A 22,133-nucleotide genomic window follows, 5' to 3' on the forward strand; every position below is an offset into this window, starting at 1 on the left:
AGCGTTAGGCGGCAAACCATGCGCTATCCTCGCCGGTGGCGGTCGCGTAGCGCTCCAGCTGGCTGTCGAGGCCGGAGAATTCCCAGGTCAGGCGCAGAAACACCGCATCCTCGCCGTGCACCCACAGCCGCGCCGGCGGCCAGTGCGGCTGCCAGCGCAGTTCGTAGACGTCGGCCGTGAACGTGCCCGCCGGGACGGTCAGCTCTTCCTTGCCGACATAGGTAACGCCGATCGTGATCGGCAGCGCGACGAGCGAGCTTTCGCCGTTGATGTCGTAGGAACAGGTGACGCTCGGGATCATCCGCTCCGCACCCGGCTCGTCGATCCCGCGCGCAAGCGCGATGGCACCGTCGCCCACGAGCGGATGCAGGCCGAGATAATCGACCCGTCCGGGCAAGGTCTGGCTGGTGCGCCCGAGGTTCACGGTCAGCGACTCGCAGTGCGTGGCGTCGGGCGTGAAATAGTACCACGAACTGCCGGTCAGCTTGCCGTGCTGGACGACGCGCACCTGACCCTCGACCGGGCGCAGATCGGCATCGAGGCTCCACGAGGCGTCGCGGGTCAGGGCGCCGTCGCCCATCTCGCAATAGGCGCGGAACGTGCGGCCATCGGCGCGCACGTCGATGCCAAAGTCCTCGATCCCCTGCGGACCATCGGCGTGATGATAGACGATGCGGCCCGCATGGCGGCGAAGATAAGTCAATGCATTTTCCATCATAGGGCTACCGTCACGGCCTTGGTCTCCAGATAGAGGTCCAACCCCTCGCGCCCGAACTCACGCCCCCAGCCCGACTGCTTGAAGCCGCCGAACGGGATGTTGGCGCCGACCGCACCGTGAGTGTTGACCGAGACATGGCCCGACCGCACCCGCGCCGCCATCTTGTGCGCGGTGGACAGGTCCTGCGTCCAGACGCTGCCCGAAAGGCCGAAGTCGCTGTCGTTCGCCATCGCGGCGATGGCGTCGAGATCGTCGCCCTCGAAGCGCTGGACGGCCATGACAGGGCCGAAGATCTCCTCGCGCACCACGCGCATGTCGGGGGTGGTGTCGGCGACGATGGTGGGCTCGACGAAGTGGCCCGGGCCTTCGGGCGCCTTGCCCCCCGCGACGATGCGCGCCGGGCCTGCCCTGGCCTCGTCCACGTAGCTCATGACGCGGGCCTTCTGCTTGGCGGAGATCAGCGGGCCGATCATCGTGTCCGCATGCAGGCCGTGGCCGATCTTCATCGACCCGGCGAACGCGGCCATGCCTTCGAGCAGTTCGTCGTAGATATCGGCGTGGACGAAGATGCGCGTGCCCGCCATGCAGTTCTGGCCCTGCAGGAAGAAGGTCGCCATCGCAACGCCCGGCACGGCCTTGGCCATGTCCGCATCCGGGAAGACGATCACCGGCGACTTGCCGCCCAGTTCGAGGCTGACTTTCTTGAGATCGTCGGCGCATTCGCGCACGATCAGCTTGCCCACTTCGGTCGACCCGGTGAACGAGATCTTGGACACCAGCGGGTGCCTGACCAGCGCCGCGCCCGCCGTCGCGCCATCGCCATTGACGATGTTGACGACGCCCTCGGGGAAGCCCGCCTCCATGATCAGCCGGCCGAGCACGACGGCGCTGAGCGGCGTCTCCTCGGCGGGCTTGAGGACCACGGTGCAGCCCGCCGCCAGCGCCGGAGCGAGCTTGAGGCACGCCATCGAGAGCGGCACGTTCCACGGCACGATCTGGCCGACGACGCCGACCGGCTCGCGCAGGGTGTAGGTCAGCGCCTCTCCCGCCGCGAGGACATGCGCGGGCGGGGTCGTGGTGGTGCCCTCGATCCGCTCCGCCCAGCCCGCGTAGTAGTGGAACAGTTCGGCATTGTTGCGCGCGGTCAGTCCGGCGAGCCACATCGGCATGCCGTTGTCGATGACCTCGAGTTCGGCCAGCACTTGCGTGTTGGCCTCGAACAGGTCGGCCAGCTTGCGCAGCAGCCTTGCGCGCTCGAAGTGCGAGAGCTTCGACCACGGGCCGCCGAAGGCCTTGTGGGCCGCGCGGACCGCAAGGTCCACGTCCACCGCATCGCCGAGCGCGAAGTCCGCCAGCGCGGCGCCGGTCGCGGGATCGTGGGTTACGCCCGCCGCGCCGCTTGCGGAGGATACGAACTTGCCGTCGATCAGCAGCGGGAAGTCGCCGCGCAGGACGTCCCAGGTGCCGGGCGATAGTTCGACAGGGAAATCGGCTGCAGTCAGGGTCATCTTATACTTCCACCTTGCCGGCATCGTAGGCGAACAGGCCCAGCGTTTCCTCGTTGCGGACTTCCTTCTTGCCGAAGTTGTCCGCGTCCTTGCTCTGCAGGCGTTCGGCGTTGGCGTTCGATTCCGCCTGGATGAACGTCGCATGCTCGATGCGCGCGCGTTCGTAGCGTTCGATCGCCTCGGCCACCGTGTCGCTCCCCTCCATCGCGCGGGAGAGCACGACCGCGTCCTCGATCGCGCAGGAGGCGCCCTGCCCCAGGAACGGCGTCATCGCGTGCGCCGCATCGCCGAGCAGGGTGATGCAGCCGCCCTGGTTCCAGGTCGAGAGCGCAGAGCGGGCGTTGATCGCCCATTTGAACAGGCGGTCTTCCTCCAGATGCGCGATCATGTACTGGATCGGCTCGCACCAGCCGGCGAAGACCTGCTGCAGTTCGGCGCGCCTGGCCGGAATCGTCCAACCGTCATCGGTCCAGCCTTCCTCGCGGGCGAAGAAGACGAGGTTGAGCTGCGTGCCGCCGCGCAGCGGATACCACACCGCCATGCGCTCCGGCCCGATGAAGTTGCCGGGATTCTCTGCCAGCTCGCGCAGCTGCTCGTCCACGGGCACCACGCCGCGCCACGCGACGTGGCCGGTGAAGTGAGCGGAGATCGGCTCGAAGATCTTGCGCACTACGGACTTGAGTCCGTCAGCGCCGACGAGCAGGTCGCCGCGATGCTCGGTGCCGTCTTCCAGCTTCAGCCGGGCCTCCGCGCCATCATGCCCGGCCTCGGCCACGCGGGCCGAGAGGTGCAGCTTGCCGCCCAGCTCCCGCGCCGTCTCGACGAGGATCGCGTGAAGATCGGCACGGTGCATGTAGAGGTACGGAACGCCGTACTTCTCGCGCATCTGGTTACCGCGCTCCAAGGTCTTGAGAACGCGGCCATCTTCCCAGTGCCGCACGACCTGCCGCACCGGCTCGCTACCCGCAGCCTCGATCTTTGGCCCGAGCCCGAGGTACTGCAGCCCGGCCATCGCGTTGGGCGCGAGCGTGACGCCCGCCCCCACTTCCCCGAAGCTCTGCGCGCCTTCGAAGACTTCGACCTCGAACCCCTTGCGCAGGAGCCCGATGGCCGCCGTCAACCCGCCGATGCCGCCGCCGGCGACGAGAACCCGGGCCTTTTCCATCAGCCGAGTTGGCCAGGAATATGGCTTTCGTGGTTCTGGAGATACCACTCGGCGATTTCCTCGCGCGTGGTCCACCAGACGCCGTCGAGCGACTTGGCGTGCTCGATGAACTCGCGCACCGCGCGGACGCGGTGGGCGCGGCCGGCGACGTGCGGGTGCAGGCCGATGTTCATGATGCGGCCGCTCTTGGCGCCTTCCGCATAGAGGACGTCGAGTTCCTCGATCAGCGCATCGCGGAACTGGTCGGTGGTGAAGTTCTTGCGGGTGATGAAGGTGAAGTCGTTGATCTCGTTGGAATACGGGACAGAAACGATCGGGCCGTTCGGCGTGCGCAGCAGGTACGGCTGGTCGTCGTTCATGATGTCGCAGTAGAAGGTGCAGCCCTCCCCTGCGAGGATGTCCGCCGTCTGCATCGTGCCGCGCAGCGACGACGAGAGCCAGCCCTTGGACTTGCGGCCGGTGTACTTCTCGAACTGCTCGAGCGAGCGCATGATGATGTCGCGCTCCTTCTCGGGCTCGTGCGCGAAGGTGGTGAGCAGTTCGCCCTGCTCCCAGTTGTGGGTGAGCAGTTCCCAGCCGCGCTCCAGCACCGCATCGGTCATCGCCTTGCGACGCTCGAAGGTGACGGCGTTGGTGGTGCAGCTGGCCTTGACGCCCAGTTCGTCGAACAGGTCGAACAGGCGCCAGATGCCCACGCGCTGGCCGTATTCGCGCCAAGTGTAGTTCGGGAAGTCGGGCGTGTTGCCGGGCAGGATGTCGGGCAGGATCGCCGGGCCGCCCGCGTAGTAAGGCTTGTCGGTATCCTTGGTGAGATCCCAGGTCTCGAGATTGAAGGTGATCAGCAGCGCCACGCGCTTGCCGTCCGGCCACTGGAGCGGCTGGCGCTGCGGCATCGGGACGTAATCGTATTCCATTGTGAACTCCGTATTCTAATCTCTCGACCCTGAGGTCAGCTTAGAGCGCCGATGCCGTATCGCCAGTGCTTGCTTTGCAAGTGGCGGATCAGAAATCCGCAAGCAGGCGGCCGAAGCCTTCCTTCTGGTCCGTGAAGCCCATCGTGCGCAGGGCGTGCCAGTAGGTGGCGGTGTTGATCGCGATCACCGGCTTTTCCAGCCAGAACTCGGCCATGGCGGCGACTTCGGCGAAGGCGAGGTTGGTGCCCGCCTGGATCACCGCGTCGACGCCCTCGCTTACCTTGATGGCGGCGCGCTTGAGGGTCTGCTTGCTCTCGTGCGCGATCAGCATCGGCGACTGGCACTTGAGGCCCTCGACGTGGACGACCTCGTAGCCCTGGTCCTCGAAGAACTTCTTGACGTTGGCGTCGCCCACCGGCGCATAAGGGGTGAGGATGCCGATCTTGCGGATCTTCTTGCCGTCAGCCTCCTCATAGGCCCGGATCGCGGCGTCCACGGCGGTGGAGCCCATGATCACCGGCACGCCGCCGGTCCGCTCCAGCATGCGCTGGTGCAGGCGCTCGGCGCCCTCGGCGCCGTCCCAGAAAGTTTCGGCCGACATGCCCATGACGACGCAGCCCGGGTCCATCGACATCGACACGTCGACCGCATCGAATGTGGCGCTGCGGATGTTCTCCAGCATCTCCACGAACGTCGCGTCGTCCACGACCTTGGTGTCGGGAATCGCGATGCGCGAGAAATGGTTGGTCACGCCGCGCGGGCGCATGTCCGCGTACTCGGGCTCGACGCTGGTGTTGGTCGAGGGGGCGACCACCGCGAACTTCATGCGGTAACCGAGAGAATCCGTCATTTTCTATATCCCACGCAGCTGGAGAGCGGACTCTCCGAAAGAGTTGCAGACGGGCCGGCAGAACCCTGGCCGGAAGATCGTGTCGCCCTTGCGGACCGGGGGCTGCTGATGCTCCCGATCATGACCGTTCATCGCGCCCCGGGCCGACCTTCCGCAAGGCGGCACCCGTCCCGTTGTCCACCTGACGACCATTGGCGCCCGCGCGCTCGCGGCGGCGCGGCAGGACGGGAACTATCGGGGCGAACCAGCAAAGGCAGACCGATGACCGAGCATCCCTCCTCCGCCCTCGTGCGTGCGACGATCTTCGTGCGCGATCTCGACAAGGCGACGCAGTTCTACCGCGCCATCGGCCTCACCGAGACTTACTTCGAGGGCAAGCTGAGCCATCCTTCGGCGACCGAGATCCTGGGCTTCGACGACCCGCGCCCATTCGAGATCCGCATCGTCAAGCGCCCCGGCCCCAACTACGGCATGGTCGGCCTGTTCAAGCTGGCGGACGGCACCACGAACGAGGCCATCCCCCCCGCAACCGGCCCGGCGCGCATCGGCGAGGTGGCGCTGGTCTTCTACGTCACCGACATGGCCGGAACGATGGAAAGGCTGCGCGCCCTCGGCGCAACGTGGGCGCCGGAGCCGCAGGTCTTCGCGATGGAACACCGCGCGCAGCTGGAAGTCTGCATCCGCGACTGCGATGGGGTATTCATCAACCTCGTTGAAACCGACCCCGCGCAGCAGGAGCGCACCCGCCCGGAACTGGACTATTCCTGATACACGTCGTCCCGGATTTGATCCGGGACCGCTATCAGGACCAGCCCGCCTCTCGACGGGATCGTCCTGATAGCGCGCGCCTAAAGACCGCCAGCGGTCCCGGATCAAGTCCGGGACGACGCCAGAAACTCTTCCACCGCGCGCGCGACGCCTTGCGGGTCCGCGGTGGCCTGGAAGTTCGCCCCGCCGGTGACGGCAAGGCTCGCGCCGGGGAAAGCGGCCTTCGCGCGGTCCAGCTCGGCGTGGAAGTAGTCGTCGGGTGAGGTCAGCAGCAGCACTGGCGCGGTGACGCGCGCTGCCAGTGCAGGCGTGTCGGACTTTGCCACCGCCATGTAGGCCTGCGGCCGGGCTTTCCATGCGCGCAGCATGGCGACGACTTCGTCATGGATGATCTCCACGTCGATGCCCTCGTTGTAGCCGGCGGCGTAGTCCCAGTTGGTCTGGAGGTGCGATCCGTCGCGCTTGAGGCCGATCGGCTCGCCATGCGTTTGCTCGAAGTGCGCGCGCTCATCCGGCGTCATCAGCTCGGCGCCCGCCAGTATGATTGACGCCACCCGCTCGGGATGGTTCGCGGCGAAGTACACCGCAAGGCTGGAGCCGGTGTGATGCCCGAAGACATGGAAACGCCCGATCCCGAGCGCGTCGATCCCTTCCAGAATCCACGCCGCATAGTCCGCGAGCGAAGGCCAGCCGACCGGATCGAAGCTGCCCCCGAAGCCCGGCGTGTCGATCGCGACGAGCCGGTTGGGCAGATCGAGTTCGGCCAGCAGCGGGTCGTAGCTCTGCGCCGAGCACGCGGTCTGGTGCAGGAAGACGATGGCGGGCTCCCCGCCCGGCGCTTCAAGGCCCGCCACCTCGCGCACGTGCAGCTGCCCGTCCGCAAGGTCCACGTAGGACTTGCGGACGCTGTTGCGGGTCACAGGCCCAGCACGCCCGGACCGACGAGGCCCTGCGGATCGAGCGCCGACTTGATCGCGCTGACCAGCGCCTTGGGCTCCGCGCCGAGGCGCGCGGCGTAGGGATAGGCTCGGCCGAGCTGGAAGTGCAGCGCGCCGTGGGCGTCGTAGAGGTCGACCAGTTCACCCTTGAGCCGATGGACGTACTCACGCGCGGCCGGGTTCGCCGGGAATTTCGGCAGGCTGGCGAGGTAGTCGCCGGGCACCGATTCCGCGTGGTAGGCGGTCTGCTCGTCCGGCCAGTAGAGCGCGATTTCGTAAAGGAAACCGCTCGACCCAACGGTGGAATACATGCCGCCGCCCCACACGCCGTGCTGCTTCATGTCGGCGGCGCGGTCCGCGTAGAAGCGCTGGAGCGCTTCGTGGAAATCACGCACGCGGTCATGCGCCATGACGCCGTGCAGCGGCACCCAGCGCTCGCCGCCCGGGCCGAGCGTGTTGTAGAGCGGTGCGAAGGGCATGCCGCGCACCACCGAAGGCACCGTCGCGACGATTTCGCGGCCGAGGTCTGCGGTCAGGTCACGCAGGCGCTGCAGCTTGGCGCGGCACTCGGCATCGTCAAAACCCTCGACGATGTAGTGCGTCATGAAGTTCGAAGCGGAAATCTGCTTGCGGGCGAGAATGCCCGCCGCCGCGACCTGCTTGAGCCCGGCGAAGACCGAGGGCGAACTCTTGACGATGGACATCGCCATCGCCAGCTGGCCGCCCGCACGCTCCTGCTTGGCGATCTGGCCCTGCGACAGCGCGGCGTCGAGCGCGAAGTGCGAATCCTCGACCCGCTCCATGGCGATGCGGCGCATCGATTCGTGCATCTGCGCGAATTCGGCGAAGGCGAAGGACAGCACGCGATGCGCAGGCTTGTGACGCAGCAACGGCAGCGTAACCCGGGCCTTGAGGCCGAAAACGCCGCAGTCGCCGGTGAACAGGCCCGTGAGGTCCGGCCCGGCATGACGGCCGAACGGCTTCTCGCCCAGCGCGCCTGTGCCGGTGCGCAGCAGGCTGCCGTCGGCAAGCACGATGTCGAAGGCCAGTGCCGATTCCGCCGAGATGCCCCATGCGCCCGAACCGTGGCTGATCGAGTTTTGCGACATCGATCCGCCGATGGTCGCCGCGATCCCCGAGAACGGCCCACGGAACGGCGTGCGCAGGCCCTTGGCCTCCAGCGCGTCGGACAACTGGAGCCAGGTAACGCCCGCCTCGACGGTGACGTAGCCGTTGAACTCGTCGATCTCGACGATGCGGTTCAGGCGGCTCATGTCGATCAGCAGGTGCGAGCCGTCCACCGCATTGTAGCCATCGGTGTAGGACGCGCCGCCGCCGCGCACGGTGAACGGCAGCTTGGCGGCCGCCGCCTCGCGCACCACGGCCTGCAGTTCCTCGATCGTGCCAGGACGCGCGACCGCGCCCGGCATGATCTGTGCACGGTAGACGTCGGTGGCGAAGTAGGCGACCTTGGCCGGGTCGGTCAGCAGGTTGTCCGCACCGACGATGTTCGCCAGCGCGCTCGCATTCATGCTCATTGTATCGCTTACCCTTCCGCGATCGCGTCGAGGGTGGCGATGTAGCCTTCGGTTGTTTCCTTGCCTGCCGCCTCGGAAGCTTCCTTGCGGACGAGGTAGAACATGCGTTCCAGCATCTGCTGGCGGCGCGCCTCGCGCGCTTCCAGCGCCGCGTCGTCGAGGACGAGCGCATCGACTTCGGCGCGCGCGTCGATGTTGTGGTTGGCCAGCACGCGCTGGGTGGAATCGAGCTGGTCGGCCAGCACCGAAACCTCACCCGCGAGGACCATGATCATGCCCATCATCTGGTCGAGGGCCGGGTCCTGGTAGAACTGGGGCCGCTTGCCCCGTGCGTCGCGCTTCATGTCTTTGTCTCGTTCCTAAGGGGTCAGGCAGTCGGCTGAGCGTGGGGCTTTTGGGCGATGAGGACTTCCCAGCCGCCGCCGGGAGCGAACTCGCCCGCCGTGAACTCGCGCTCGGCGACGTCGGCGGCCGATTCCTCGGTATAGCCCGCACCCGCATATTCCATCACGGCCATCGGAGCGGTGTCGAAGCGGATGGTCGCCGGGTCGAAGCCCGCCTTGGTGGCCAGCGCGATCTGGTCCATGTCGCGCATCGCGCCCCAGAACGGCTCGTTGTTGTAGTACGTCTCGTTGTCGAGGATGAACTGCGTGAACGGGTCCATCAGGTCGAACGGCGGCAGATCCGCGTGGATCATCAGGCCGCCGGGCTTGAGGACGCGGGCGCATTCCTCGAACACGCGGGGCATCGCCTTGCCGCTGGTCTCGTGCAGCAGGATGTGGCTGACGACGAGGTCGAACGAGGCGTCCTCGAACTCGGTCTTCTCGGCGTTCATCTGCGCGAAGTTGACGTCGAGGCCGAACGCACCGGCGCGGGCGTGGGCATAGCGCACCATCGGACCGCCGACATCCACGCCCCAGATCTCCGCCTCGGGGAACAGTTCCTTGTACGGCAGCGTCGAGTGGCCGACCGTGCAGCCCAGGTCGAGGATGCGCCTGGGCTTGAAGTCCGGCATGTTGCGTTTGAGGTAGTTCACCACCGAGCGGCCCATGTCGTCGTTGAACGGGCCGGTGTACCCCATCGAATAGAGGTACACACCGCGGTCGTAGAGCACGCCGAGCGAGACGTCCGAAGCATCGTCCGGGCCGCCCGCATAACCACCCGGCATGCAGTGGATGTCGAGCGAGGAGACGTAGCGCGGAACCTCGAAGCCCTCGGGGATGCGCAGCTCGCCCTTGTTCTTCGCCGAATTCTCTGCGGCGGCGGCCTTGAGGCGGTCTTCCTCGCGCTCGATCGAATCGATCACGCTGTCCCACAGCAGTTCCTGGCTGATGCGGTTCACGGCGGCGTAGTGGCGGAAGTAGTTGTCCGGCACCATCGCCTTGCGGATGTCGTGACGATCGATCGGCGCGCGACCCGCTTCCTTCTCGAAGCGCTGGGCGGCGCGGCCCGAATAGATCGGGTGCAGGCCGGGCAGCAGGCCCTGCTGGATGAAGTGCTTGAGGCTCTTCGCGAACTCCTGCCGCGAGGCTTCTTCCGAGGTCGGGGTGGGCAGCATGCCATGGAGCTGCTGCTGGAAGGTGTTGAGCATTGGGTTATCCCTGAAGACGTATGCGCAAACTATAAGCGGGGCCGGCGATCACGCACCTGCGAAAGTGGAATCTCCACTCCTCGGACAGTGGGGCGTCACACCCACTTGCCCGAGGTGTAGCCGCCATCGACCGGGATCGCCGCCCCGGTCACGAAGCTGGCTGCATCCGAGATAAGGAAAGCGACCATTTCCGCAACCTCGGCGGGCTTGCCGATGCGGCGCAGCGCGTGGGCCTGAAGGTTGGCCTGCATCAGCGCCTCCAGCCCGGCATCGGCGAGCGGGGCCGTCATCTGCGTCTCGATCAGGCCGGGGCACACGCAGTTCACGCGCACGCCCGCGTCGGCAAGGTCTACCGCCATGCAGCGGGTCAGGTGGATGACCGCCGCCTTGCTCACGCCGTAGGCCACGCAGTCGTTGCGCGCGACGAGACCGAAGGTGGAACCGATATTGACGATAGACCCGTGCCCCCGCGCGCGCATCGCCGGAAGCACCGCGCGGCAGCCGAGCGCCGTGCCTCGCAGGTTGACGGCCATGATGCGGTCCCAGTCCTCGATGGCGATCTCGTCGATGGCGCCTAGGCCGCCGACGCCCGCGCAGTTGACGAGGCCGTCGATACCACCCTCGGCCTCCAGCCGCGCGACGAGTGCATCCCATGCGGCGGGATCGGCGACATCGAGCGCGACGCCGCGTCCGTCCTGGTCGTGCAAATCCGCGCGAACCACCGTGCGCCCGGCCGCTTCGATCAGGTCCGCCGCCGCCTTGCCGATGCCGGACGCCGCGCCCGTGACCAGTACGACGCCCGCGCCCTGCGTTGCGGTAAGCTCTGCCATCATGACCTCCACTGCGTTGATTTCGCCGCAGTCTGACGCTTGCCCCGAAAAGTGGCGCGCTACCCGGCCGTTTTTATCCGCACAGCGGTTCATGCATGGAGCGATGCGTCTGAGTTATCATCCTGCGGACAGTTTGCGGCGCAGCATTGCCACAAAACCTTATCACCGACAGCTTCCGCTTTGCCTGACGGGCGCCGACGCAAAGCTCCTTTCGAAAAGAGCCACGTCGCCACGGGCCAGGGTTCAGAAGATACTACGCACAAAGGTTCATTCGACACCATGATGAAGGCATTCTCCAAGGGGCTGCTGCTCGCGACCGCGATCGGCTCCTTCCCCGCCATGGCCGCCGCGCAGGACGCCGCCGCAAATGCGAGCAGCGATGCCAACGGCTTCGGCGACATCGTCGTCACCTCGCAGCGCACCGAACAGCGCCTGCAGGACGTGCCCATCAGCGTCACCGCCATCACCGCTGACGAAATCCAGACCCGTCAGGTGAACACCCCCACCGACGTCGCGCGCCTCGTCCCCAACCTCAAGCTGGACGGCGTGACCGGCGGCTCGGCGGGCCTCAAGGCCTACATCCGCGGCGGCGGCGGCACCGACGGCGGCTACGTGATGTCGGAAGCCGAAGTCGCGCTCTACATCAACGACGTCTACAACGCCCGCATGCAGGGCGCGCTGATGGACTTCGCCGAGATCGAGCGGATCGAAGTCCTGCGCGGCCCGCAGGGCGTGCTCTACGGCCGCAATGCCTCGGCCGGTGCGATCAACATCATCACCAAGCAGCCCTCGGACGAGTTCACCGGCAACGTGCAGGTCGGCTACGGCACCTGGAACGAGCGCCGCGTGAAGGGCTACATCTCGGTCCCGCTGAGCGAGGACGGCAAGTGGGCCGCATCGTTCAACGGCATCGTGCGCGCCCGTGACGGCGGCCGCCAGTACAACGCCACGCTCGACAAGAAGGTGGGCAAGGAAGACTTCAAGGGCGGCCAGTTCGACCTCGCCTACAAGGGCGACGTGGTGAAGGCCCGCCTGAACCTGTTCTACCTCGACCTCAACTCGGACGGCCAGTGGTCGGTCAACACCACCACCAACGACGAGGGCAAGATCGTCCCGCTCTCGGGTTCCTACCGCACCGTGCTCTCGCCGGTGGCATCGGACACCCGCGTCAAGCAGAAGGGCGGATCGCTCCACCTCTCGGCCGACTATCCGGGCGGCACGCTGACCTCCATCACCGGCTACTCGGAGATGGACGACTTCTGGATTCAGGACTTCTCGGGCGGCGTCTATCCTTCGATGATCGGCTCCACCGGCACGACACCGCTTGCTCTGTTCGTGCGCAGCAGCGATTCCCAACAGTGGCAGTTCAGCCAGGAAGTTAACGCCGCCGGCTCGCTGGCTGACGGCCTCGTCGATTACGTGGTCGGCTTCTACTACTTCCACGAAAACGGCGACCAGATCGTCGACACGACGACGTTCTTCGTGCCCTCGCGCACCAACTTCCATGCCAAGACCGACGCCTGGGCGGGTTACGGCCAGCTGACCTTCAACGTCACCGACCAGCTCGCCCTGATCGCCGGCGGCCGCTACACGCTCGAGGACAAGGCGCTCAACGCCGACATCGGCGGCGATCCGGCCGTGAGCCGCGACCACTACAAGAAGTTCACCCCCAAGCTGGGCGTCAACTTCAAGCCGAGCAACGACGTGCTGCTCTACGGCTCGTACAGCGTCGGCTTCAAGTCGGGCGGCTATAATGGCCTCGCATCGACCGCCGCGCAGTTGGCCGCCGCGTTCAAGCCGCAGAGCACCGACGCCTTCGAAGCGGGCATCAAGGCCGACCTCGGCAGCACCGTGCGCGTGGCGCTCTCGGGCTTCGTCAACAAGATCAAGAACCGTCAGGAATCGATCAACCTCGGCGACGGCGGCTTCCTGATCGAAAACTACAACATGACGATCAAGGGCCTCGAAGCCGAGATCGCGTGGAAGCCGGCCTACGGCCTGCAGATCTGGGGCAACGGCGCACTGAACCGCGGCAAGTATCGCACTTCGGGCGGTTCACTCGCAGGCAATGCGCCGCCGTTCCTGCCGGATTACCAGGCGACTGTCGGCTTCGACTACAACTTCGATCTCGGCTCGGGCAAGGTGAAGTTCGGCGCCGACGCCAACTTCCGCGACAAGTTCTTCTCGACCGCGGACAACGCCGCAATCGGCGCGGTGACCTCGACGCAGATCGTCAATGCCTATGTCGGGTACGACGTCGGGCCGTGGCAGTTCCAGGTCGCTGGCAAGAACCTGCTCAACCAGATCAACTGGCAGACCGGCTTCGGCTTCTCGGTCGTGAACCCGCGCTTCATGACCGACCCGCGCACCGTGCTGGCGACTGCCCGCTACAGCTTCTGATCTCTCCCGGACCGGGTGCCAGAAATGGTGCCCGGCCCACCCTCACCCTAAAAGGCCCGGCGGGATGCAAGTCCTACCGGGCCTTCTTTTTTGTCCTTCATCCTCCCTGTTGCGTAGCAATGGGGAGGTGGCAGTCGCGAAGCGGCTGACGGAGGGGAAATTCCCCCTCCACCACCGACTGCGTCGGCGGTCCCCCTCCCCATCCCTTCGGGACAGGGAGGATTCTATGCGTCACACCACAGCGCAGATGGTCTTCGTCTCGAGGTAGCTTTCCAGCGCCTCGCGCCCGCTGTCGCGGCCGTAGCCGGACTGCTTGACGCCGCCGATCGGCAGGCTGGCGTCGTACATCGAGTGGCAGTTGATCCACACCGTACCCGCCTTGATCCGCGACGACAGGCGATGCGCGTGCGAGAGCGATTCCGTCCAGACGCTGGCGGCAAGGCCGTAGACGCTGTCGTTGGCCATCGCGACGACTTCTTCCACGTCATCGAACTTCTGCACGGCAAGGACCGGACCGAAGACTTCCTCGCGCACGATTTCCATGCTGGCGGTCACGTTCGCCACCACGGTCGGGGTGATGAAAGTGCCGGCCGGGCCAAGGCGCTCGCCGCCCGCGACGATGGCCGCGCCTTCGCTGCGCGCACCGGCGATGAAGCCGCTGACGCGTTCGGCCTGGCGCGCGTTGACGAGCGGGCCCATCTGCGTCGCCGGGTCAAGACCGTGGCCGAGCTTGAGCCCGCCTGCATAAGCCGCCAGCCCCTCGACCACCTGATCGTAGACCGAAGCGTGGACGTAGGAGCGCGACCCCGCCACGCAGACCTGCCCGGCGTTGAAGAAGATCGCGTTCGCCGCGCCGGGAATCGCGAGGTTCAGGTCGGCATCGCCCATGATCACGACCGGCGACTTGCCGCCCAGTTCAAGGCTGACGCGCTTGAGGTTGCCCTTCGACGCGTCGAGAATCGCCCGGCCCGTCGCAGTGCTGCCGGTAAAGGCAACCTTGTCGACGTCGTGATGCGAGGCCAGCGCCGCACCCGAAATCGCGCCGCGACCGGTGATCACGTTGAACACACCGTCGGGCAGGCCCGCTTCCTGGATCAGCTCACCCAGGCGAATCGCCGAGAGCGAGGTGTCTTCTGCCGGCTTGAGCACGACCGCGCAGCCCGCCGCGAAGGCCGGGGCCAGCTTCATCGCGGTGAGCACCAGCGGCGAATTCCACGGCACGATTGCCGCAACGACGCCAACGGCCTCGCGCACGGTCCAGGCGCGCATTTCCTTGCCCTGCGGCTGATAGGTGATCGACGGGGTGATGGTCTGCCCCTCGATCGCCATGGCCTGCCCGGCGAAGAAGCGGAACTGGCCCACCGCGCCCGGAATCTCGGCCCAGCGCGCCACGTAGAGCGGCTTGCCCTGGTCGAGCGCTTCCAGTTCCGACAATTCGTCGATGTTCGCTTCAATAAGGTCGGCGATCTTCCAGAGGATACGCGCACGCTCGGCGGGCGGCGTCGCGGCCCACGGCCCTTGCGCCTTGCGCGCTGCGGCGACGGCGGCGTCCACATCGGAAGCGGAGGCGTCAGGGATCGTGCCGATGATCTTTCCACTGGCCGGATCGAGAGTCTCGACGACGGCGCCGTCCGCCGCATCGACCCACTGTCCGCCGATGAGCATGCGGGCGGCCTTGGGGGCATCGAGCAGCGCGGAAACGGCGGAACTCTGGGGCTTGGGGTCAAGTAACATCGGTTTTCCAATTCTGTAGGCCGGCATGGCCGAGTTTCCCTGTCCTGCGTTCTGCCACATGCCCCGGACGGCAAGGGGTGATCAAGGCCGAGTGATCGCAGCGCGAACATCGGTGCAATCACCGGATCACCTCCCGCCAAACTCGCTTATGCCGAAACAGGGCAGCGCGCCTCTTGGGACCAGAATTCGCGAAAAGTCGAAGGGCAGTCCTGCAGGCGGCGCACAGTCCGACACGTCGTTTTCAGTTCACTGGGGGACGGTCTTCGCGCAGTCGTGCAAGTCACGGCGACGTTTGGCGACCTTACCTGACAGGCATTTACTCATCGGGGGACGCCTTGCTGCTACCACTAGACAATTCACGCTCGCAGGTACTGGTCGCCGGTGGCGGCCCAGTGGGCATGGTGGCTGCTTATGCTCTGGCACTGCAGGGGATTTCAGTCCGCGTTCTGGAAAGCGCGCCGACCTGCCTTGAGGACATGCGCGCCTCCACCCTGCATCCGCCGACGCTCGAGATGCTGGAAAAGCTCGGCCTGCGCCAGACGCTGGAAGACCAGGGCCTACGCGCGCCGCTGTACCAGTACAGCAACCGCAACACCGGCCGCACCTTCTCGCTCGACATGAGCGAAATCGGCGACATCACGCCCTATCCCTATCGCCTGCAGTGCGAGCAGTGGAAGCTGACCCGCCTTATCGCCGCCAAGCTGGCCGAGATGCCGAACGCGGAAGTGCTGTTCTCGCATCAGGTCGCCAACTGCGTGCAGGGCTCCAACGGTGTACAGGTTTCGGTCGAGACCCCGTTCGACATCAAGCTGTTCCACGCGGACTACCTGATCGGCGCCGACGGCGGCAATTCGACCGTGCGCAAGTGGCTGGGCATCGGCTTCGATGGCTTCACCTACGACGAAACCTTCCTGACCCTCTCGACCGCCTATCCGATCGAGGAGCACCTGCCCTGGGTCAAGGAAGTCAACTACGTCAGCGGCGATCCGTTCTGGTGCGTCCTGCTGAAGGTTCCCGGTCTGTGGCGCGTCCTCGTGCCGCAGAAGTCGGGCGCTTCGGTCGCTGAAGTGACCAGCGACGCCGCCAAGGACGCGGTCTTCGCCGAACTGCTGGGCGTCAACATTCCCGTCGAGACCGAGCACCGCACCTGCTACCGCGTCCACCAGCGCGTGGCGAACAGCTTCCGTCAGGGCCGCATCATGCTGGCGGGCGATTCCGCTCACCTCAACAACCCGCTGGGCGGCTTCGGCATGAACTCGGGCATCCATGACGCGGTGAACCTCGTCGAGAAGCTGAGCCGCGTGATACTCGAAGGCGCAGACGCCGAAGCGCAGCTCTCGCTCTACGACCGCCAGCGTCGCACCGTGACGCGCGATTTCGTGCAGGCGCAGACCATCGCCAACAAGGCGGCGGTCGAGGACAAGGTCGATGCCCGCGAAACGCACCTCGCCCACCTCGAGGCTGATGCCGATGCGCGGCACGAGTACATCGTACAGCAGGCGATGTTCCGCAGTCTTGAAAAGGCGGCCGCGATCGTCTGATCGTCCGAATCGCAAACAGATAGAGGCCCCGGCGGACGCAAGTTCGCCGGGGCCTTTGCGTATGGGCACGCCCGCCAGTCGGATAGTCCGGGCGATCTTTCGGACATCGGGAAAGCAGTCGATAAACTCGGCCTGTCCCTGATAAAGAAGGTTAGCCATGATCCGCATTCCGCTGCTTGCCGCAACAGTCGCAATTTCGGTGCTGGGCGTTGTTCCGGCTGCCGCCCATGCGCAGAGCGCCGCAGCCGCGACCAAGCCTGCCGTGCCCTACCTCACCATCGAGGAACTGCGCCGCAAGTATGCCGATGCGCAGAGCCGCTATGCCGTGATCGGCGGGCTCAAAATCCACTACAAGGATGAAGGGCCAAGGAACGCGCCGGTGCTGTTCATGGTCCATGGATCGGAAAGCAGCCTGCGCACCTGGGACCGGATCGCGCTGGCGCTCAAGGGCCGCTACCGCATCATCCGCTACGACATTCCCGGCTACGGCCTGTCCGACGGCGCCACCGACGCTGCTGCGAAGACGATGCAACCGACCGACATTCCGGTGGAACTGCTCACCCGCCTCGGCGTGAAAAAGCTCACGTTCGTCGGCGTGTCGAGCGGCGGCACGATGGGCATGTATCTGGCCGCCCGCCGCCCCGACCTCGTCGAGCGGCTGATCCTGTCCAACACCCCGTCCGATCCGGTGGATACCAGCCACCTCGTCATGCCCAAGTCGTTCACCGACGCGACCGAGCGGGCCAAGCAGACAGGCTTTCGCGACCAGACCTTCTGGAACGAATTCCTGAGCTATTTCGCGGGCGATGCTACGCGTATCTCCGCCCAGACGCGCAAGGAATACTACGACTTCTACCGCCGTATCCCTGAGAAGAACCTGATCGCCCTCGTCGCCCGCATCGGCGACGGCAAGCAGGCCACCGTCGAAATGGCCAAAGTCCGCAAGCCGACTTTCCTGATCTGGGGCGCCGCCGACCATCTGCTCCCGGAATCGGCCGCTAATGCGATCGCGCGCTACCTCAAGAACGCGCAGATCTCGCGCGTGATGATGCCCGACGTCGGCCACTATCCGCCGCTGGAAGTGCCCGAGCGTTTCGCCCAGTTCATCGCCGCCTATGTCGAGGCGGGCACCCCCAATCTGCCTGCGGAAACCACCGCTCCCTGAGGCCGGAACCCGCGCCCGGCTACTTGCCGGGCGTGAAGCCCTCGCCCGCGATCCACCAGCGGAATTCCTCGAGCCAATAGTCGGTCGTGCCGCCGGTCTGCTTCATGCCGAAGCCGTGGCCGCCCCGCTCATACAGGTGGGTTTCGGGGCGGTAGCCGCTGGCGAACAGGGCATCGTAGAAGGGCCGGAAGCCATAGCCGACCGCCATGTCGTCCTGCGCCATGGCAAGGAACAGAGGCGGCAGGCGGCCCGGCGCGGGCTCGGGCGCAGGTCGCAACCAGGGATCGCTGGGCGCGCCTTCCGGATAGGGAAGGTTCGCGGGCGGGATTTCCGGCAGCTTCGCACCGAATGGCATGCCGTAGATCAGCCCGGCGAAATTGGGCCGGACGGCCTCGGGAGCAAAAGCCATCATGCCCGCGACATGACCGCCCGCCGAAAAGCCGACGACACCGATGCGCTTGGGATCGATGCGGTACTCGGCCGCGCGTGAGCGCAGCAGGCGCAAGGTTTCCAGCCCGTCCGCAACGCCCGGATCGCCGCCGACACCGGCGGGAATCGTCGCGTTGACACGCTTGCGCATCGCCTCGTTGGTCTCGCCGGGAAGGGTCTGGATCAAGCGATACTTGAGCACGAAGGCCGCGATGCCGTGCTCCGCCAGCCATTGCGCCACGCGCGTCCCCTCGTGCCGCATGGCGAGCAGGCGGAAGCCGCCACCCGGCGCGATGATCATCGCCGCTCCCGTGGCCTTGCCGGGCGGGGGCAGGAACGCCTGATAGGACGGAACGGTGACGTTCCACAGCGTCTCGCCGTCATCGCGCAGTTCTTCGGTCACCGGGGCGCTGGCCTTGCCCGGCCAGCCCTTCAGCTCCGGCGCGCCCTTGGGCCAGATCACGGTGGGCGCCTGCACCTCAACCCCATCGGCCTGCTGGCCCGCAGGCGCATTGCCGAGCGTGGAAAGAGCGGCAGAGGCCGACACCGGGGAAAGAACAGTTACCGCAAGCAGCAAGGCGCAAAGAGAACGACGCACGTGCAATCTCCCTGAAACGGCCGAAATCCGGGTGGCCGAAAACCACCCGGATCATGCGCATTCAATGGAAATTATTATCAGTGATTACGAAAACTGATCGCACTTCGGAGAAGTGTTTGCGTCATGCTTCGAGAACTTCGAGGGCCACGCGCTCAGCCGACTCCAGCGCACCTTCGAGACCGCGCGCGCCGGTGGCGGTATGCTCGCCGCAGAAGTGCAGGCGACCGGCGGGCTTCGACATTTCGGGTACGAGGCGGCTCACCTGTCCCGGACCGAAGTAGGCCCAGTCGCCGCCGTTGAAGACTTCCTGCGACCAGCTGAAGTACGTGCGCGCCACCAGCTTGCCCTTGGCCGCCGGGCGCATCGCCTCGATCTGCGCAACGATCATTGCCAGCGCCTTGTCCCGGCCCAGACGGTCCCAGTAGTTGGCGAGGCCGCCGCGCGCCTGCACCAGCAGGCCGGTGACTTCCTCCGGCGTTGCGCCGTAGTGCTGCGGAATGACGGTGCCCGCGAGGCCGTCCGTCCACATGCCGGGCGACAATCCGTCCTCATCCCAGAACGGCGCGGTGGCGGTGAGGAAAGCCATCGACAGCGGCTGATAGGCGATCTGCGACACCGCCTCCGCCTGCGCGCCGGACAGGCCCGGCAGAATCTTCACGTAGCGCAGCGTCGAGAATGGCAGCGAGCAGATCACCCGCCTGGCGCTGAACGTTGAGCCATCCCGACAATAGACGGTCGAGCCGCTGTCGGTGGCCTCGATCGCGACCACTTCCTTGCCGAGGATGACGTCGCCCTTGAGCAGCTTGGCCATGCCCATCGGCAAGTGCAGGTTGCCCCCCTTGACGCCGAACGACTTTGTCCCCGCCTCGAACTGGGCCTTCACGAAGCCGTCGTTGAACTCCAGCATCAGCGCGGAGACGTCCCACGAATTGGTGCCGTAATAAGGCGATACGTCGTTGGCGAGGCGGATCGCCGTGTCCGAAAGACCCTGCGCGCGCAGGAAATCATGCAACGGAACGTCGAGCACGGCGCTGGCCGGGTCGGTCCAGGCGTTCCAGTCCTTGAGCGGCGTGCGCTCGGCAAGGAGCTTGTTGACCATCTCGGCGGGGAGTACCGACTTCATCGCATCGGGGAACGGGTTGCCGGGATGGCGCGCCCATTCCTCACGCGTGAGGGGCTGGCCGTTCATCCACAGCATGGGCGGCTTGCCGACGCGGTATCGGCCGCCGATGTCCTCCAGCGTCACCCCGGCGCGCTGCGCGGCGTCGATGCCGCGGCCATAGCCCTCGCCCATCGAGTTGAAGCCCATCTCGGGATAGCCCGGCTCGTCCAGCAGCGTCATCACCCGCCCGCCGACGCGCTGGCGCCCTTCGAGGACGGCGACCTTGAGCCCCTGCTCCTCCAGCATCCACGCGGCCTGCAGGCCGGAAACACCCGCGCCCAGCACCAGCACGTCGAGCCCGGCCGCTGCCTTCTTCGCCGGGGCGCCACGCGCCGCAGCGGGCAGCATCGCGGCCATTCCCACGCCGATCGCGCCTTTGGCCATACCAAGGGTGAAGCTACGCCTGTCCATCGTCATGGCTCGAAGACTCCTAGACTCTCTTGCAGTGATCAACTGATTCGACACCCCAATGCCACGCCCGCGCGGAAGCGGTCAGGCAAGCGATCAATATGATCGAACAGCGATCAATGGGACGCAAAAGGCTCGCGCGTGCACCTCCTGCAACTAGGCAAGGGGCAGCCGATGGGCATTTTCAAGACATCTTATGGAGTGGCGATGATGGTGAACAAGGTCTCGCAACCCGGCATCCGGGAAGCCATGCCTCTGCTGTGCAACAACGAAGGCGTGTGGGAAGGCTGGTATCGCTACTACGACGCGAAGACCGGCGAACTGACCGACCAGCATCGCTCGCGCCTGTTCTGCCGCCTCGTCGGCGAGCCGGGCCACGAGGAATACCACCAGACCAACCACTACTTCTGGGACGACGGCCGTGTCGACGTGCGCGACTTCCCGGCGTGGTACGAAGACGGCCGCATCCGCTGGGACAACGAGCTGATCAAGGGCTGGGCCGCCGCGATGCAGCCCGACGACTACAACCGCTCGACCTGCCTCAACTGGACCCGCCACAACGAGCCCGGCATCTATCTCTACGAGATGATCCAGGTGAACGAGGACTTCACCAAGCGCGCCCGCACCTGGCAGTGGTTCCGCGACGGCGAATGCTACCAGCGCACGCTGATCGACGAACGCCTCGTCACCCGCGACTGGCAGAACTTCCAAGACACCGGCGCTCCGCAGAACTGAACGCCCTGCACGGCGGGGAGTGCGGCCGATGGCCCCTCCCTGCTTGCAAGGCTGGACAAACCCGAGCCCGACGATCAACGGTGACGCGCATGGACCTGGTCAAACTGCAACGCATGGTGGCGATCTACGAAGCCGGGAGCTTCCGGCAGGCGGCGCGCGATCTGGGCATCTCCCAGCCCGCCCTGACCTGGAGCATGCACCAGCTCGAGGAAACGCTGAACGGCCGCCTGTTCGAGCGCGGCCCGCGCGGCATCCGGCCGACGCCGCTGTGCGACCGTCTGGTCCGCCGCGCCCGGCTGATCTTCCGCGAGCAGGAGCGCATCCTCGACGAGGTCGCCGACAGCACGCACAACCAGACGATCAACATGGGCGTGCACTCGATCTTCCTAACCGACGCCTTCGCCCGCTGCATCGCCGAGTTTTCGGAGCAGTACCCCTCGACCACGCTCAGGGTATTCGAGGGCTTCAGTTCGCAGCTCCTCGGCCGTCTCCAGCAAGGTGAAGTGGACTTCGCCTGCTGCGCCATCCCGGCCGACGAGGAACATGGCGGCACCCTGCTGACCGAGCCCTTGGGGACGCTTAACTATTCCGTCGTGGCCGCCGCCACGCACCCGGTTTTCGACGATATCGCCAAGCGCCGCCCGATCTCCCAGTACCGCTGGGTGGAGTTCGACACCGCCATCGTCGGCGCATTTCCGGGCCAGAGCGACATCGTCTCGGTCATGGCGACGGCAGGCCGCGATGTCGCGCGCAAGAGTGTGCGGACGGCCTCGATGGACGTCATTCGCCTGCTGGTTCTCAGCGGCGACTTCATCGGCCTGATCGCCGACGAACGGGTTGCCGAGGAGCTGGAGAACGGCACGCTCAGGCGCGTACCCGGCACCGAGGTCACCGCCTCGCAGTTCGGCTTCGTCAGCATGGCGGAGAACTTCGAGACTTCCGCCTGCAAGGCACTGCGCGAAATTCTCGAGAAATCGGCCTTCGAACCGATGCGCAAGGCGCACTGAACGGCACTCAAAGGCACCCTAGCGGCACCTGACAACACCCTGACCGCGCCAGACAGCGCGGCTCGGGGCCAATAGACGTGCCTGCCTTGACCATACGCAATGATCAAAAATTGTGATCGGCGATCCGCCGTATC

Annotated in this window: 19 protein-coding genes; 6 read left to right on the top strand and 13 right to left on the bottom strand. The window is 66.1% G+C overall.

From position 1 onward, the window contains the following. Positions 1-4: 4 nt before the first annotated feature. From QRN25_RS18930 to QRN25_RS18950, 5 genes are all read right to left on the bottom strand, one after another. A complete protein-coding gene (locus tag QRN25_RS18930) occupies positions 5-703 on the bottom strand; it encodes a hypothetical protein (RefSeq protein ID WP_285020796.1) in 699 nt (232 codons plus the stop codon). A gap of 11 nt (positions 704-714) precedes the next feature. Then, on the bottom strand, positions 715-2,226 hold the full coding sequence (locus QRN25_RS18935; protein ID WP_285020798.1) for an aldehyde dehydrogenase family protein: 1,512 nt from the start codon (positions 2,224-2,226) through the stop codon (positions 715-717). Between the two features lies 1 nt (position 2,227). After that, positions 2,228-3,391, bottom strand: coding sequence for an FAD-dependent monooxygenase (locus tag QRN25_RS18940; RefSeq protein WP_285020799.1), 1,164 nt, complete (start codon positions 3,389-3,391; stop codon positions 2,228-2,230). After that, positions 3,391-4,305: a polysaccharide deacetylase family protein gene (locus QRN25_RS18945; RefSeq protein ID WP_271183791.1), complete on the bottom strand. Its 915-nt coding sequence runs from the start codon at positions 4,303-4,305 to the stop codon at positions 3,391-3,393. Before QRN25_RS18945 ends, QRN25_RS18940 begins: the two co-directional genes overlap by 1 nt. A gap of 88 nt (positions 4,306-4,393) precedes the next feature. Then, positions 4,394-5,155 carry a maleate cis-trans isomerase family protein gene (locus tag QRN25_RS18950; RefSeq protein ID WP_211150940.1) on the bottom strand — a complete coding sequence of 254 codons (762 nt, stop codon included), beginning with the start codon at positions 5,153-5,155 and terminating at the stop codon, positions 4,394-4,396. Positions 5,156-5,416: 261 nt separating this feature from the next. On the opposite strand from QRN25_RS18950, the gene QRN25_RS18955 reads away from it, so the two are divergent. Beyond that, a complete protein-coding gene (locus QRN25_RS18955) occupies positions 5,417-5,923 on the top strand; it encodes a VOC family protein (RefSeq protein WP_271183789.1) in 507 nt (168 codons plus the stop codon). A gap of 104 nt (positions 5,924-6,027) precedes the next feature. Here the strand turns inward: QRN25_RS18955 and QRN25_RS18960 are convergent, their stop codons facing one another. The 5 genes from QRN25_RS18960 to QRN25_RS18980 all read right to left on the bottom strand — a co-directional run bounded on the left by QRN25_RS18960 (position 6,028) and on the right by QRN25_RS18980 (position 10,820). Continuing rightward, the gene (locus QRN25_RS18960) at positions 6,028-6,843 is read right to left on the bottom strand and encodes an alpha/beta fold hydrolase (protein ID WP_271183788.1); all 816 of its coding nucleotides are present in this window, start codon (positions 6,841-6,843) and stop codon (positions 6,028-6,030) included. Beyond that, entirely contained in the window at positions 6,840-8,399 is a 1,560-nt protein-coding gene (locus QRN25_RS18965; RefSeq protein ID WP_285020802.1) for an FAD-binding oxidoreductase, read from the bottom strand. The genes QRN25_RS18960 and QRN25_RS18965 overlap by 4 nt, the downstream gene beginning before the upstream one ends. Before the next feature lie 8 nt (positions 8,400-8,407). After that, positions 8,408-8,743: a hypothetical protein gene (locus QRN25_RS18970; protein WP_036529014.1), complete on the bottom strand. Its 336-nt coding sequence runs from the start codon at positions 8,741-8,743 to the stop codon at positions 8,408-8,410. Between the two features lie 23 nt (positions 8,744-8,766). Next, the gene (locus QRN25_RS18975) at positions 8,767-9,990 is read right to left on the bottom strand and encodes a class I SAM-dependent methyltransferase (RefSeq protein ID WP_285020803.1); all 1,224 of its coding nucleotides are present in this window, start codon (positions 9,988-9,990) and stop codon (positions 8,767-8,769) included. Positions 9,991-10,085: 95 nt separating this feature from the next. Next, positions 10,086-10,820 (bottom strand): SDR family NAD(P)-dependent oxidoreductase, encoded by a 735-nt coding sequence (locus QRN25_RS18980; RefSeq protein ID WP_271183785.1) that lies wholly within the window; start codon positions 10,818-10,820, stop codon positions 10,086-10,088. Between the two features lie 282 nt (positions 10,821-11,102). Here QRN25_RS18980 and QRN25_RS18985 point away from each other — a divergent pair, with 282 nt between their 5' ends. Further along, entirely contained in the window at positions 11,103-13,220 is a 2,118-nt protein-coding gene (locus tag QRN25_RS18985) for a TonB-dependent receptor (protein WP_285020804.1), read from the top strand. 231 nt (positions 13,221-13,451) lie between these two features. On the opposite strand, the gene QRN25_RS18990 is transcribed toward QRN25_RS18985, so the two are convergent. After that, positions 13,452-14,885, bottom strand: a complete 1,434-nt coding sequence (locus tag QRN25_RS18990; RefSeq protein ID WP_083274806.1) for an aldehyde dehydrogenase family protein — start codon at positions 14,883-14,885, stop codon at positions 13,452-13,454. A gap of 404 nt (positions 14,886-15,289) precedes the next feature. Here QRN25_RS18990 and QRN25_RS18995 point away from each other — a divergent pair, with 404 nt between their 5' ends. Both QRN25_RS18995 and QRN25_RS19000 read left to right on the top strand, forming a co-directional pair. After that, on the top strand, positions 15,290-16,495 hold the full coding sequence (locus QRN25_RS18995; protein ID WP_285020806.1) for an FAD-dependent oxidoreductase: 1,206 nt from the start codon (positions 15,290-15,292) through the stop codon (positions 16,493-16,495). Between the two features lie 157 nt (positions 16,496-16,652). Next, positions 16,653-17,660, top strand: coding sequence for an alpha/beta fold hydrolase (locus QRN25_RS19000; RefSeq protein WP_285020807.1), 1,008 nt, complete (start codon positions 16,653-16,655; stop codon positions 17,658-17,660). 19 nt (positions 17,661-17,679) lie between these two features. On the opposite strand, the gene QRN25_RS19005 is transcribed toward QRN25_RS19000, so the two are convergent. Both QRN25_RS19005 and QRN25_RS19010 read right to left on the bottom strand, forming a co-directional pair. Beyond that, the gene (locus QRN25_RS19005) at positions 17,680-18,687 is read right to left on the bottom strand and encodes an alpha/beta hydrolase (protein WP_285020809.1); all 1,008 of its coding nucleotides are present in this window, start codon (positions 18,685-18,687) and stop codon (positions 17,680-17,682) included. 121 nt (positions 18,688-18,808) lie between these two features. Next, entirely contained in the window at positions 18,809-20,266 is a 1,458-nt protein-coding gene (locus QRN25_RS19010) for a flavin monoamine oxidase family protein (RefSeq protein ID WP_285020810.1), read from the bottom strand. 165 nt (positions 20,267-20,431) lie between these two features. On the opposite strand from QRN25_RS19010, the gene QRN25_RS19015 reads away from it, so the two are divergent. Together QRN25_RS19015 and QRN25_RS19020 are read left to right on the top strand one after the other, a co-directional pair. Continuing rightward, the gene (locus tag QRN25_RS19015; protein ID WP_231958331.1) at positions 20,432-20,992 is read left to right on the top strand and encodes a DUF3598 domain-containing protein; all 561 of its coding nucleotides are present in this window, start codon (positions 20,432-20,434) and stop codon (positions 20,990-20,992) included. Positions 20,993-21,081: 89 nt separating this feature from the next. After that, positions 21,082-21,999 (top strand): LysR family transcriptional regulator, encoded by a 918-nt coding sequence (locus tag QRN25_RS19020; RefSeq protein WP_271184014.1) that lies wholly within the window; start codon positions 21,082-21,084, stop codon positions 21,997-21,999. Positions 22,000-22,133: the final 134 nt, after the last annotated feature.

Source organism: Novosphingobium sp. fls2-241-R2A-195 (genome assembly GCF_030209485.1).
Taxonomy (GTDB): domain Bacteria; phylum Pseudomonadota; class Alphaproteobacteria; order Sphingomonadales; family Sphingomonadaceae; genus Novosphingobium; species Novosphingobium resinovorum.

Coding starts and splice junctions, on each gene's coding strand:
- QRN25_RS18985 (WP_285020804.1), top strand. CDS start 11,103: ATGAAGGCATTCTCCAAGGGGCTGCTGCTCGCGACCGCGATCGGCTCC.
- QRN25_RS19010 (WP_285020810.1), bottom strand. CDS start 20,266: ATGACGATGGACAGGCGTAGCTTCACCCTTGGTATGGCCAAAGGCGCG.
- QRN25_RS18945 (WP_271183791.1), bottom strand. CDS start 4,305: ATGGAATACGATTACGTCCCGATGCCGCAGCGCCAGCCGCTCCAGTGG.
- QRN25_RS18955 (WP_271183789.1), top strand. CDS start 5,417: ATGACCGAGCATCCCTCCTCCGCCCTCGTGCGTGCGACGATCTTCGTG.
- QRN25_RS18975 (WP_285020803.1), bottom strand. CDS start 9,990: ATGCTCAACACCTTCCAGCAGCAGCTCCATGGCATGCTGCCCACCCCG.
- QRN25_RS18980 (WP_271183785.1), bottom strand. CDS start 10,820: ATGGCAGAGCTTACCGCAACGCAGGGCGCGGGCGTCGTACTGGTCACG.
- QRN25_RS19000 (WP_285020807.1), top strand. CDS start 16,653: ATGATCCGCATTCCGCTGCTTGCCGCAACAGTCGCAATTTCGGTGCTG.
- QRN25_RS18940 (WP_285020799.1), bottom strand. CDS start 3,391: ATGGAAAAGGCCCGGGTTCTCGTCGCCGGCGGCGGCATCGGCGGGTTG.
- QRN25_RS18990 (WP_083274806.1), bottom strand. CDS start 14,885: ATGCTCATCGGCGGACAGTGGGTCGATGCGGCGGACGGCGCCGTCGTC.
- QRN25_RS18935 (WP_285020798.1), bottom strand. CDS start 2,226: ATGACCCTGACTGCAGCCGATTTCCCTGTCGAACTATCGCCCGGCACC.
- QRN25_RS18950 (WP_211150940.1), bottom strand. CDS start 5,155: ATGACGGATTCTCTCGGTTACCGCATGAAGTTCGCGGTGGTCGCCCCC.
- QRN25_RS18970 (WP_036529014.1), bottom strand. CDS start 8,743: ATGAAGCGCGACGCACGGGGCAAGCGGCCCCAGTTCTACCAGGACCCG.
- QRN25_RS18965 (WP_285020802.1), bottom strand. CDS start 8,399: ATGAGCATGAATGCGAGCGCGCTGGCGAACATCGTCGGTGCGGACAAC.
- QRN25_RS19020 (WP_271184014.1), top strand. CDS start 21,082: ATGGACCTGGTCAAACTGCAACGCATGGTGGCGATCTACGAAGCCGGG.
- QRN25_RS19015 (WP_231958331.1), top strand. CDS start 20,432: ATGGGCATTTTCAAGACATCTTATGGAGTGGCGATGATGGTGAACAAG.